This is a genomic window from Luteococcus sp. H101 (assembly GCF_038433155.1).
In the GTDB taxonomy this organism is placed as follows: Bacteria; Actinomycetota; Actinomycetes; order Propionibacteriales; family Propionibacteriaceae; genus Luteococcus.
Genome location: NZ_JBCDMW010000008.1, coordinates 56,020 through 68,785, shown reverse-complemented (window position 1 = coordinate 68,785; position 12,766 = coordinate 56,020). Strand labels below are relative to the sequence as shown.

Here is a 12,766-nt window from a genome sequence, read left to right as displayed (position 1 = left end):
TGTAGGGGCGATGCGCCAGCCCACCAGGGCAGGCCCATCGTCCCTACTTGCAATTGTGACTATGGCCTCTCCCAGCTCGGCTTGGATGTCTCACGGGCAAACCTGTGCCCGTCCGCGGATTGTCGGTGGCCAGTGGGTTCCGCCACATCGCCCTATGGTTGAAAGCATGACTTCCACACTTGCACTCCGTGACCTGCTGCACCATCGCGTCCTCGTGGCCGACGGGGCGATGGGCACCATGCTGCAGGCCGTCGACCTGACGATGGAGGACTTCGAGACCCTCGAGGGCTGCAATGAGGTGCTCTCGGTCACTCGGCCGGACGTGATCGAAGGCATCCACCGCGCCTACTTCGAGGCCGGGGCGGACCTGGTGGAGACCAACACCTTTGGCACCAACCTGACCGCGCTGGGGGAGTACGGCATCAGTGACCGGATCGAGGAACTGGCCGAGGCGTCGGCCCGGATCGCCCGTCGGGTCGCCGACGAGTTCAGCACCCCGGACAAGCCGCGCTTCGTGCTCGGTTCGGTCGGCCCCGGCACGAAGCTGCCCACCCTGGGCCACATCACCTTCGCGGCCATCCGTGACGCCTACCAGCGCCAGGTCTCTGCCATGATCGCCGGCGGAATCGACGCCGTGCAGATCGAGACCTGCCAGGACCTGCTGCAGGCCAAGGCCGCCATCGTCGCCACCAAGCGGGCCCGCGAGGCCGCCGGAGTGGACCTCCCGATCTTCGTGAACATCACCGTCGAGACCACCGGCACCATGCTGCTCGGCAGCGAGATCGGCGCGGCGCTCACTGCGATCGAACCGTTGGGCGTCGACGTGATCGGGATGAACTGCGCCACCGGCCCGGCCGAGATGAGCGAGCACCTGCGTCACCTGGCCAAGCACTCCCGTGCCGGCGTGGGCTGCATGCCGAATGCCGGCCTGCCGGTGCTGGGCCCCGACGGCGCCACCTACCCGTTGGACGCCCAAGGTCTGGCCACCGCACTGGACCGCTTCACCACCGACTACGGCCTGAGCGTCGTCGGTGGCTGCTGCGGCACCACCCCCGAGCACATCCGGCTCCTCAACGACACGGTGGGCGGCCGCGAGGTCGTCGCCCGCACCCCCGAGCACGTCAACGGCGTCAGCTCGCTCTACTCCGAGGTGGCTTTCGCGCAGGATGCCAGCTACCTGAGCATCGGCGAGCGCACCAATGCCAACGGCTCCAAGGCCTTCCGGGAGGCGATGCTGGCCGGCAACATCGACGAGTGCGTCGAGATCGCCAAGGCACAGATCCGCGACGGCGCCCACCTGCTGGATCTCTGCACCGACTACGTCGGCCGCGACGGGGCCAAAGACATGCGGGAGCTGGCCAGCCGATTCACCACCGCCGTCACCCTGCCGATCATGCTGGACTCCACCGAGCCCGAGGTGATCGAGGCCGGCCTGGAAACCCTGGCCGGGCGCTGCGTGATCAACTCGGTGAACTTCGAGGACGGCGACGGCCCCACCAGCCGCTACGCCCGGGTGATGCCCGTCGTGCGGGAACACGGCGCCGCCGTCGTCGCGCTGACCATCGACGAGGAGGGGCAGGCCCGCACCGCCGAATGGAAGGTGCGTGTCGCCAGCCGCCTGATCGACGACCTGACGCAGAACTGGGGCATGGAGGTGGGCGACATCCTCGTGGACTGCCTGACCTTCCCGATCGCCACCGGCCAGGAGGAGACCCGGCGCGACGGGCTGGAGACCATCGACGCCATCCGCGAGCTCAAGCGCCGCTACCCGGGCGTGCGCACGACGCTGGGTGTGTCCAACATCTCGTTCGGCCTGAACCCTGCCGCCCGGATCGTGCTCAACTCGGTCTTCCTGCACGAGTGCGTCGACGCCGGACTGGACTCGGCCATCGTGCACGCCGCCAAGATCATGCCGATGGACCGGATCCCCGACGAGCAGCGCGAGGTGGCGCTGGACCTGGTGCACGACCGTCGCCGCCCAGCCACCGAGACCGAGCCTGCCTACGACCCGCTGCAGCGCTTCCTGGAGCTCTTCGAGGGCGTCAAGGCCGCGGACATGCGCGCCTCCCGTGCCGCCGAACTGGCCGCCCTGCCGCTGGCCGAGCGGCTGCAGCGCCGGATCATCGACGGCGAGGCCAAGGGCCTGGAGGCCGATCTGGACGAGGCCATGCAGTCAAAGAAGGCGCTGGACATCATCAACGAGGACCTGCTGGCGGGCATGAAGGTGGTCGGTGACCTGTTCGGCTCGGGCCAGATGCAGCTGCCCTTCGTGCTGCAGTCCGCGGAGGTGATGAAGACCGCCGTCGCCTACCTGGAACCGCACATGGAGGTGACCGACGACAGCTCCGGCAAGGGCACCATCGTGCTGGCCACTGTGAAGGGCGACGTGCACGACATCGGCAAGAACCTGGTCGACATCATCGTGAGCAACAACGGCTACTCCGTGGTGAACCTGGGCATCAAGCAGCCGATCAGCGCCATCGTCGAGGCCGCAGAGAAGTCCAATGCCGACGCGATCGGGATGAGCGGGTTGCTGGTGAAGTCCACCATGGTGATGAAGGACAACCTGGCCGAGCTGGATCAGTTGGGGCTGGGCACCAAGTACCCGGTGATGCTGGGCGGTGCGGCCCTGACCAGGGCCTTCGTCGAACATGACCTGAATGAGTCCTTCTCCGGCGAGGTCCGTTATGCCAAGGACGCCTTTGAGGGGCTGGCGCTGATGGACGCCGTCATGGCGGTCAAGCGCGGCGAACCCGGCGCGAAGCTGCCGGACATCAAGCCCCGACGGATCCCGAAGGGGCCCGCCGTGGAGATTGCCGAACCCGAGCTGGGGGTGCGCAGCGACGTCGCCCGGCCCACGCCCGACGGTGGAGTGGACGTCCCGACCCCGCCGTTCTGGGGCACCCGCGTCGTGAAGGGAATCCAGCTGGCAGAGGTGGTCGAATGGCTGGACGAGCGCGCCACCTTCCTGGGCCAGTGGGGGCTCAAGCCAGGCCGCGGGGATGACGGTGCTTCCTACGAGGAACTGGTCCAGACCGAGGGCCGGCCGCGGTTGCGGATGTGGCTGGACCGGATCAAGTCCGAGTCACTGGCGGAGTTTGCGGTGGTGCACGGCTACTTCCCGTGCTACTCGGTCGACGAGACCCTGGTCCTGCTGGATCCCGATGACCACACTCGGGAGATGACGCGCTTCACCTTCCCGCGCCAGCGGCGCGATCGTCGGCTGTGCCTGGCCGACTTCTTCCGCGACAAGGCCGAGTTCGACGCGCACGGGCCCGACGTGCTGCCGATGCAGCTGGTCACCATGGGCTCGGCCGTCGCCCGGGAGACGCAGAAGCTGTTCGAGGCCAACTCCTACCGCGACTACCTGGAACTGCACGGGCTGAGCGTGCAGCTGACCGAGGCGTTGGCGGAGCTGTGGCATGCCCGCACCCGCGAGGAGCTCGGCTACGCCGCCACCAATTCCGACGTGGACCGGGCCATCCAGAAGCAGGACTATCGCGGCTCGCGCTACTCCTTCGGCTACCCGGCCTGCCCGGAGCTGGAGGACCGCGCCAAGCTGGTCGAACTGCTGGAGCCGTGGCGGATCGGCGTCGAGCTGAGTGAGGAGCTGCAGCTGCACCCCGAGCAGTCCACCGACGCGATCGTGGTGCACCACCCGGAGGCCAAGTACTTCAACGCGAAGTAGGGGACCTCGACGGGCTCGGCCGTCGGACGTCAGATTCCCAGGAAGTCCGACCGTGTGCAGGGGCTCAAGCACGGTCCCGGAGCTTGTCGAAGGGCTCTTCGACCAGCTCAGGGACCGGCTGGGGTCAGCGGCCGCAGAACTGCCGGGTGGGTCCATTCCAGACCAGCACCTGCGGACGGCCGGTGCAGAGCGCGCTGGTGACCTGCGGCGGCTGTCCCTCCTGCGCCGTGGCCGCGGGGGCCTGCCCGTAGATTCGGGACTCGGCGCCCAGCAGGGTGCGCATGAAACTGGGGGCCGACGCGGCCTCCAGGCGGGTGTCCTTGGGGTCCAGCCCGTTCAGCCTGGCGGCCTCCTGGTAGGCCTCGTCGCGGCCCATCACGTCATCCACCAGCTTCTTGGCCTTGGCGGTCTCCGGATCGAAGATGTGCGCGCCCAGGTCATTGCGGATGGTGGCCTCCGGGATCTTGCGGTGCTGGGAGACCCAGTTGGTGAAGCCGGCGTACTCCGCGGCCAGCCCGTCGGCCCACACCTTGCGTTCCTCGGCGGTCATGGCCCGCCACGGATTGCCGAAGTCCTTGCCCTTGCCCTGGGTGATGTACTCACTGGTGATGCCGCCCGTCGTGGTCACGCCACCGGCCAGCAGCCCGCCGTCGACGGCCTTGACGTCCTTGTACTGCTCGAAGGGTCCGCTGATCACGCCGATGCTGCCGATCAGCGTGCCGTGGTCGGCGACGATCTTGTCCGCCGGTGCCATGGCGAACATCCCGCCCGACGCGCTCATCCCCTCGACGACGGCCAGCACCTTGTGCCCGGTGCGCTCCCGGTACCGGATGATCGCCTCGCCGATGGCGCGCGAACCGTTGATGGTGCCGCCCGGGGTGTCCATCCGCAGCACCAGGCCGTCCACCTCGTCCTTGGTGATCTGGTCGATCATGTCGGCCACCTCATAGCCGTAGGTGGCCTGCGTCAGGCCCATCCCCTGGTCCCCGCCGGCCATGATGGAGCCCCGGACGTCAATGGCGCGCAGGGTGTTCTTGGCGCCATCGTCGCCCCACACCGTCTCGTAGGCCGTGGTGTCGGCGCTGGCTGTGTTCCCCATGGCGGAGCCGATCCCGGCGAGTACCAGCCCGCTCAGGATCGAGCCCACCAGCGAGAGCCCGAGCAGCACCGAGCCGGCGCCCAGCGCGCCGCCGGCGCCCAGACCGAAGCCCTTGCGGAACCAGCCCGACCGATTCTGGGCGGGGGCAGGCGCCGTCCACGGCGCGGGAGCGGGCGGCAAGGGAGCACGCTGTGCGCCGCCCGGGGACGAGCCGGGTTGGGCCGGGGACGCGACGGCGGGCGGCTGCCAGGCCGGGTTGATCCCGGGCTCCTGCCTGGGCCCGGCGTCGGTGGGCCTGGCGCCGTCGGGGGAGGCCGGAGAATGCTCGGCCGCGTGCGCGCCGCCGTTCGCGGCGGCCGGGTCCGGCTGGCCCTCATTCGGCAGGCCCTGCGGGTACTCGTCGCTCATGCTCGGTTTCCCTTCCCTGGATGGTTTTGCCCTCAGTGGCTGTGCCCGTCCATCGTCGCCCATCATCACTGCTTGTCGACGCAGGTATGGCGGGGTGTCACGTCCGGTTCTGGAAGAATGGCCACACCATGACTTCTTCCTTCACCGCCGCCCGCCCGGCCGCCGTCCTGTGGGACTTCGACAGCACCCTCGTTGACACCGAACCGATCTGGATGCGGTGCGAGGTTGAGACCGCGCGGCACTTCGGCATCGAATGGACCGAGGCGGATTCCCAGGCCGTGGTGGGGATGTCCGTCTGGGGACTGGCCGATCTGCTGGCCGAACGGCTCCCAGCCACCGACCCGCATGCCGGGGCCAGCGCGGACGACGTCCGCCGGGAGCTGGAACGACGCGCCGTCGAGGCGATGGCGAACGAGGGGAGCAAGCTCTTCCTGCCCGGCGCCCACGAGCTGCTGACCGAGATGCGCCAGCAGGGGGTGCGGCTGGCCCTGGTCAGTTCCACTCCGCGCTACATCATCGAGGCGATCCTGCAGAACCTGCCGGACCTGGGCTTCGAGGTGATCGTCGGTGGAGACGAGGTGGCCAACAACAAGCCCGCCCCCGACGGCTACCTGAAGGCGGCCGAGCTGCTGGGCGTCGAGGTGACCAAGTGCCTGGTGCTGGAGGATTCCCCGACGGGTGCGGATTCCGGCAACGCCGCCGGGGCCGTGGTGGTGGCGATCCCGTCCACCGTCGCCATCGAGCAGAAGCGACGACGGGTGGTGATCGACAGCCTCGACGGCGTCACCTGCACCCTGCTCTTCCAGCTCTACCGACGCAGCATCGGCCAGCCCGCCAAGCTGGTGGCCCCGGCCATTCCTCCAAGCCAGGGGCTGTCCGGCGTGCGCAGCGGAGCCTTGCAGGCCGGTGAGCGGGTCACCCTGACCGACAACAAGGGCCGTCGACATTCCATCCAGCTGACCCCGGGCAAGAGCTTCCACACCACCAAGGGGCACATCGCGCACGAACGGCTGATCGGCCAGCCCGAGGGGATCACCATCGAGGCCAGCTCCGGCAGCGTCTTCCTGGTGATGCGCCCGCTGATGCACGACTACATGGTGGCGATGCCGCGCGAGGCCGCCGTGATCTACCCCAAGGACGCCGCGCAGATCATCATGTGGGGAGACATCTTCCCCGGTGCCCGGGTGCTGGAGGCCGGCGTCGGCTCCGGTGCGCTGAGCATCGCCATGCTGCGCGCCATCGGCCCCGAGGGCAAGCTCAACTCCTATGAGCGACGCCAGGAGTTCGCCGACGTGGCCCGCACCAATGTGGAGAACTTCCTGGGCGGGCCGCACCCCGGTTGGACCCTGAGCGTCGGTGACCTGGTGGAGACCATCCGCGACGAGCCGGTGGACCGCGCGGTGCTGGACATGTTGGCGCCGTGGGAGTGCATCGACGCGGTGGGCGACGTGCTGGTGCCCGGTGGCGTGCTCACCTGCTATGTCGCCACGGCCACCCAGCTGGGCCGGGTGGCCGACACCCTGCGCACCCACGGCGGTTGGACCGAGCCGCAGGCCACCGAGACCACCACCCGGGACTGGCATGCCGAGGGCCTGGCGATCCGTCCCGGCCACGGCTCCACCGGGCACACCGGCTTCCTGGTGCACTCCCGGCGGCTGGCGCCCGGCGTCGAGGCCCCGATGCGCAAGCGTCGCCCCGCCCCGGGTGCGTACGGTCCGGACTACCACGGCCCCCGGCCGAAGAACATCCCGATGAGCAACCAGGAGGTCCCGGACAACGGGATGGCTTCTGCGATCCCCGAGCCTGTCGAGGGGTCCCCCTCCGAGGAGTCATGAGATGACCTTCGAGCAGCCGTTCAACCCGGGCAATGCCTACAACCACCGGTTGGAGGTGGCGGAGCGGCGGATGGCCGACGCCCGCGCCGACGCCCGGAACCTGGCGGCCACCAACGAGAAGCTCAACCAGACGCTGAAGGAGGCCCGTGCCAAGCTGGTCACCCTCAAGGCCGAGGTGGATGCGCTGGCCGCACCGCCACTCACCCGCGCGCTGGTGACCGCCCGGCATCCCGCGGATGACCAGGCCGAACGCCCAGCCACCCTGGAGGTCAGCGCGCACGGCCGGATCCTGCGGGTGGCGGCCCTGCCCGAGGTCTTCGACGCCGTGACGCCCGGCGACGGGGTGCTGCTGAACGAGTCCAGCGTCGCGGTCTGGACCTGCGAGCCGCTGCTGTCCGGTGACCTGGCCACCGTGGTCGAGGCCGGACCCGGTGGGGTGGTGGTCGCCGGCCCGGGAGGCGACGAGGTGCTGCTGACCCCGGTGCCCAGCCTGTCCCAGACCCCGCCCGAGGCGGGCGACTCCGTCCTGGTGGATCGCCGCGCCGGGCTGGCCCTGGCCCGGGTGGCCCGTAGCCGGGTGGAGGAGCTGGTGCTGGAGGAGGTGCCGGACGTCAGCTATGCCCAGATCGGTGGGCTGGGCGAGCAGATCAGCCAGATCCGCGACGCGGTTGAACTGCCCTTCCTGCACCGCGACGCCTACCGTCGCTACGGCCTGACCGCCCCCAAGGGGATCCTGCTCTACGGCCCGCCCGGCTGCGGCAAGACCATGATTGCCAAGGCCGTCGCCAACTCCCTGGGGGCCGGGCTGAGCGAGGGCGCCGGCTCCTACTTCCTGAACATCAAGGGCCCCGAGCTGCTCAACAAGTACGTCGGCGAATCCGAGCGCCAGATTCGCGCCATCTTCGCCCGGGCGCGGGAGCACGCGTCGGAGGGCAAGCCGGTGATCGTCTTCTTCGACGAGATGGACTCGCTCTTCCGCACCCGCGGTTCGGGCGTCAGCTCCGACGTGGAGAACACGATCGTCCCGCAGCTGCTGAGCGAGATCGACGGTGTGGAGGGGATCGACAATGTGATCATCATCGGCGCCTCCAACCGGGAGGACATGATTGATCCGGCGATCCTGCGTCCCGGCCGGCTGGACGTGAAGATCAAACTGGAGCGTCCAACCCGGGAGGGCGCGGCCGAGATCTTCGGCAAGTACCTCACCGACGAGGTGCCGCTGCACCCCGAGGCCGGTGATGTGGCCGGGCTGATCGAGCTGGCCTGTGACCAGGTCTACGCCCACGACGAGGGCAATCGCTTCCTGGAGGTGACCTATGCCAGCGGCGCCAAGGAGACCCTGTGGTTCGGTGACTTCGCGTCGGGAGCGATGATCCGCAACATCGTGGACCGGGCCAAGAAGGCCGCCATCAAGGACGAGTTGTCCGGTGGGCCGGGCGGGGTCTCCCGGCAGGGGATCATCGACGCCTGCCGCGCCGAGTTCGTGGAGAACGAGGACCTGCCCAACACCACCAATCCGGACGACTGGGCCCGGATAAGCGGCCGACGCGGGGAACGGATCGTCTTCATCCGCACCCTGGTGGGGGAGCAGCGCGGCCAGTCCCTCTGAGGTGATCCAAGGGACTCAACCTTGGGCCCCGAGCAGGGACTCAACCACGGTCCCGAGCCTGTCGAGGGGTGGCTCAGATGGTCTGCAGCTTCTTGCGCAGCAGCAGGCGCCAGCCCACCAGGAAGAGCCCCGTCACGACGAGGGTGACGATGATGAAGGCCGTCTGGGTGCCGCCGCCCGTCGCGGCGCGCAGGCCCAGCCCACCCAGCGCGGTGCACAGCCAGACGAAGATCCCGGCGGCCAGCGAGCCGACCGGACGGCGGCGCAGCAGCAGGATCAGCCAGGCCACGGAGCAGGCCACCAGGAAGGGCCACACCACCGGGATCAGCCGGCTCACCAGGCTCTCGGAGTGGCTCAGCACGCCGATGATGGAGAACAGCACCACCAGGGCCAGGTCAACGGCCAGGACAACTTGCTTCGTCATGTCCCCACCCTATCCGGCCGGGCCCTCTGGAGACCTGGCCCTGCATGTGTTGCGCATTACCTGCCTGTCGACCTCAGTCTGCGGCCATCCCCTGCGTGTCTGAGTCACCATGACGCGCCTCATGTGCATCATTCGCAGGGGTGGCCGGGTTAGGGTGCCGAGGTGAGCATCCTGGGGCTGGAGACCGAGTACGGCGTCTTCGTCACCGGGCTGGGGCCCGAGCAGCGCCAGCCCGACCCGATCAGCCTGTCGGAGGCCGTGATCGGGGCCGTCGACGCGCCGGGCACCCGGTGGGACTATGCCGACGAGCAACCCCTGACCGACGCCCGGGGCACCGTGCTTCCGCGACGAATCGCCCACCCCGACCTGCTGACCGACGAGGTGCGACAGGCCAACCGTCTGCTGGGCAATGGCGGGCGCAGCTATGTTGACCACGCCCATCCGGAATGGTCCGGCCCCGAGGTCACCAGCGCCACCGACGCGGTGATCTGGGACCGCGCCGGGGACCGGCTGCACGCCGCCGCCGCGCGCCGCGCCAGCCAGCTCACCGGGCTGGAGATCCACCTGGTGAAGAACACCACCGACAACAAGGGCCGCAGCTACGGCTGTCATGAGAACTACCTGCTGCCCCGGGAGCTTCCCTTCGAGCGGATTGTGCAGCAGTTCACCGGCTTTCTGGTCAGCCGGGTGGTGGTCACCGGTGCTGGCCGGGTCGGGCTGGGGCAGGCGGGGGAGCAGCCCGGCTTCCAGCTCAGCCAGCGGGCCGACTTCTTCGAACGGCTGGTGGGCCTGGAGACCACCGTGAAGCGGCCGATCATCAACACCCGCGACGAGCCGCACGCGGACCAGCGCGCCCATCGTCGGCTGCACGTGATCACCGGCGATGCCAACCTCTGCCAGGTCGCAACCCTGGTCAAGGTCGGCTCTGCCCAGCTGGCGCTCCGGGCGATCGTGGCGGGCGCGGAGCTGCCCCAACTGGCCGACCCGCTGACCGCGCTGCGGGCCTTCAGCCGGGACCCGTCCTGCACCGTCACCCAGCCGTGCATCGACGGGGTGGCGCGGACTGCCGTCGAGCTGCAGCGGCTGTGGCTGGAGGCCGCCACCGGTCAGGTGGGACAACGCGACACGATCACCGATGCCGAGCTGGTGCTGCGGCACTGGGACGCGATTCTCGCCGACCTGGCCATCGATCCCGCCCGGTGCGCCGACCGATTGGACTGGGCCGCCAAGCTGCGGCTGCTGAACGGGCTGCGCGCCCGGCACGGCTGCGGCTGGGATGACCCCCGGCTGACCGCGCTGGACCTGCGCTACGCGGATCTGACCGAGGGACTGTTCATTGGGCTGGAGGCAGCTGGGGCAGTCCGTACCCTCGTCGAGGAGGAGGACGTGACCAGGGCGGAGTCCGAGCCACCGTCGGAGTCCCGGGCCTGGCTGCGCGGCACCCTGGTCAGCCGGTTTGCCGAGCACATCGTCGCCGCCAACTGGGACCGGATCAGCTTCGCCACCCCCGTCGGCGTGCGCACCCTGCACCTGACCTCGCCGTTGGCGGGCATCCGGCAGCACTACGCGGCCGTTCTGGACTCCGTGCATGAGATGCACCAGCTGCTGTCCTGGGGGGAGTCGATAGGCTGGAGCCCCCAGTCAGGTCATCGCAGTGAGAGGCAAGCGACGTGAGCGAGCAGCAGCGGGTCAATCGCATCCGCACCGGCCACGAGCAGGAGGAGCAGGTGGAGCTGCCGCAGGGCAACACCTCCGGTTCCGACGAGGGTTTCGACGCCCTGCTCGACGAGATCGACGGCCTGCTGGAGACCAACGCCGCCGAGTATGTGCGCAGTTTCGTGCAGAAGGGTGGGCAGTGAGCCAGACCCCCACCACGGGCGAACTCGGGCCCGTGGTGGTGATCGGCGCTGGCCTGATCGGCGCCTCGATCGGGATGGCGCTGACCCGGGCCGGTGAGCGCGTGCACCTGGTTGACGCCTCCAACATCCATGCCGTCGTCGCGGCCGGCTTGGGCGCCGGGCTGGTGGAGTTCCCCCGGACCGAGGAGATCAGGCTGGTGGTGGTGGCCACCCCGCCGTCGGCGGTCGTGCAGGAGGTGCTGGAGGCGCTGGAGCTGTCGCCGGCGGCCGTGGTCACCGACGTCGCGTCGGTGAAGGGGCGCGTGCTGGCGGAATTGCAGACCAGCGGGGTGGACCTGAGCCGTTATGTGGGCTCACATCCCATGGCCGGCTCGCAGCACGCCGGACCGCTGACCGCCAGCGCGGACCTCTTCCTGGACCGCACCTGGGTGGTGTGCCCACGCCCGGAGAACTCGTCGGAGGACGTCCAGCGGGTGCGGGAACTCGCGCTGTTGTGCGGGGCACGGACTGTGGAGATGGACGCCCTGGACCACGACGAGGCGGTGGCACAGGTCAGCCACCTGCCGCAGCTGATGAGCACCCTGACCGCCCAGCAGCTGCGCGGCGTCGACCCGACGCATCTGCAGCTGGCCGGGCAGGGCGTGCGCGACGTGACTCGGATTGCCGCGAGTGACCCCGTGATGTGGCGTCAGATCATCACCGCCAATGCCGGTGCCGTCCGGCACGAGCTGGAACGGGTCCGCCGCGGCCTGGACGAGCTGTTCGAGGTGCTGGACCAGCCGGACGCGCTGGAGGCCTTCATGGCACGTGGCCGGACCGCGGTGAAGTTGCTGCCCGGCAAGCACGGCGCCCATCCGGTCGATTGGGAGGCCGTCGTGGTGGAGATCCCCGACGCGCCGGGTGCGCTGGCACGGCTCTTCGTGGACATCGGGGAGGAGGGCGTCAACGTCGAGGACCTCTCGATCGAGCACGACGAGACCCGCGAGGTTGGCTTCCTCTCGGTGGAGGTCAGCCCCGCCCAAGCGGCCCGGCTGCGGGAGGCCATGGTGTCCAAGGGTTGGTCGCTGCGCCCCTGACCCACAACGATCCCCGAGCCTGTCCAGGGCGGTCCGTGGTTGGGTCGGCAGCGTCTTGGGCTTTGCGCGCAGGATGCTTCGCTAGCCTGTTGTCCGTGACCGACAGCCTTCTCATCGCCATCGACGGACCCAGCGGATCCGGCAAGTCCAGCACCTCCCGCGGCGTGGCCCAGCGCCTCGGCCTGGCCTACCTCGACACCGGCTCGCTCTACCGGGCCGCGGCAATCGCCTTCCTGGGCTCCGGTCTGGAGCCGGGGCAGGATGACGAGATTGCGGCGCTGGTCACCGGCTCGTCGATCACGCCCGGCACAGACCCCGCCAACCCGTCGACCATGCTGGACGGGCGCGACGTCACCGCCGAGATCCGCGACCCCCGGGTGAGCGAGAAGGTCTCCGTCGTGGCCACCATCCCGGCCGTACGGGAATGGCTCAATGAGCAGTTCCGCGCCATCATCGACGCCCACGGCCGGCGGATCGTGGTGGAGGGGCGGGACATCACCACCGTCGTCGCCCCCGACGCGGACGTGCGGGTGCTGCTGGTGGCCGACCCGGCGGCGCGGATCGCCCGTCGTCAGGCCGAGCTGGGTGGCGCCGTGAACGCCGAGCAGGTGACCGACCAGGTGGTGCGGCGAGACCGCGACGACGCCACCGTTAGCCAGTTCGAGCAGCCCGCCGAGGGCGTCGAGCTGATCGACTCCACCCACCTGGACCTTAGCCAGGTGATCGACGCGATCTGCCAGATGGTGCCCGCCGGCAAGCAGGCCTGAG

The 12,766-nt window shown here is 69.5% G+C and carries 9 protein-coding genes; 7 read left to right on the top strand and 2 right to left on the bottom strand.

What is annotated here, in order from left to right; all coding sequences use genetic code 11:
- Positions 1 to 166 precede the first annotated feature (166 nt).
- Positions 167 to 3,688: a methionine synthase gene (gene metH / locus AAEX60_RS02815; protein ID WP_342101059.1), complete on the top strand. Its 3,522-nt coding sequence runs from the start codon at positions 167 to 169 to the stop codon at positions 3,686 to 3,688.
- A 124-nt stretch (positions 3,689 to 3,812) separates the two neighbouring features.
- Here the strand turns inward: metH and AAEX60_RS02810 are convergent, their stop codons facing one another.
- A complete protein-coding gene (locus tag AAEX60_RS02810; protein WP_342101057.1) occupies positions 3,813 to 5,195 on the bottom strand; it encodes a S49 family peptidase in 1,383 nt (460 codons plus the stop codon).
- 128 nt (positions 5,196 to 5,323) lie between these two features.
- Between AAEX60_RS02810 and AAEX60_RS02805 the strand changes: the two genes are divergently transcribed.
- Both AAEX60_RS02805 and arc read left to right on the top strand, forming a co-directional pair.
- Entirely contained in the window at positions 5,324 to 7,030 is a 1,707-nt protein-coding gene (locus tag AAEX60_RS02805) for an HAD-IA family hydrolase (RefSeq protein ID WP_342101055.1), read from the top strand.
- A 1-nt stretch (position 7,031) separates the two neighbouring features.
- Positions 7,032 to 8,639 (top strand): proteasome ATPase, encoded by a 1,608-nt coding sequence (gene arc, locus AAEX60_RS02800; protein ID WP_342101054.1) that lies wholly within the window; start codon positions 7,032 to 7,034, stop codon positions 8,637 to 8,639.
- Between the two features lie 73 nt (positions 8,640 to 8,712).
- Here arc and AAEX60_RS02795 read toward each other — a convergent pair whose 3' ends face one another.
- Positions 8,713 to 9,063, bottom strand: a complete 351-nt coding sequence (locus tag AAEX60_RS02795; RefSeq protein WP_342101053.1) for a DUF3054 domain-containing protein — start codon at positions 9,061 to 9,063, stop codon at positions 8,713 to 8,715.
- Between the two features lie 162 nt (positions 9,064 to 9,225).
- On the opposite strand from AAEX60_RS02795, the gene dop reads away from it, so the two are divergent.
- From dop to cmk, 4 genes are all read left to right on the top strand, one after another.
- On the top strand, positions 9,226 to 10,737 hold the full coding sequence (gene dop, locus AAEX60_RS02790) for a depupylase/deamidase Dop (protein ID WP_342101051.1): 1,512 nt from the start codon (positions 9,226 to 9,228) through the stop codon (positions 10,735 to 10,737).
- Complete coding sequence (locus tag AAEX60_RS02785; protein WP_446721238.1) at positions 10,734 to 10,922, top strand: ubiquitin-like protein Pup; 189 nt, start codon at positions 10,734 to 10,736, stop codon at positions 10,920 to 10,922. The genes dop and AAEX60_RS02785 overlap by 4 nt, the downstream gene beginning before the upstream one ends.
- On the top strand, positions 10,919 to 11,998 hold the full coding sequence (locus tag AAEX60_RS02780) for a prephenate dehydrogenase (protein ID WP_342101049.1): 1,080 nt from the start codon (positions 10,919 to 10,921) through the stop codon (positions 11,996 to 11,998). Before AAEX60_RS02785 ends, AAEX60_RS02780 begins: the two co-directional genes overlap by 4 nt.
- A gap of 95 nt (positions 11,999 to 12,093) precedes the next feature.
- Entirely contained in the window at positions 12,094 to 12,765 is a 672-nt protein-coding gene (gene cmk / locus AAEX60_RS02775; RefSeq protein ID WP_342101046.1) for a (d)CMP kinase, read from the top strand.
- Position 12,766: the final 1 nt, after the last annotated feature.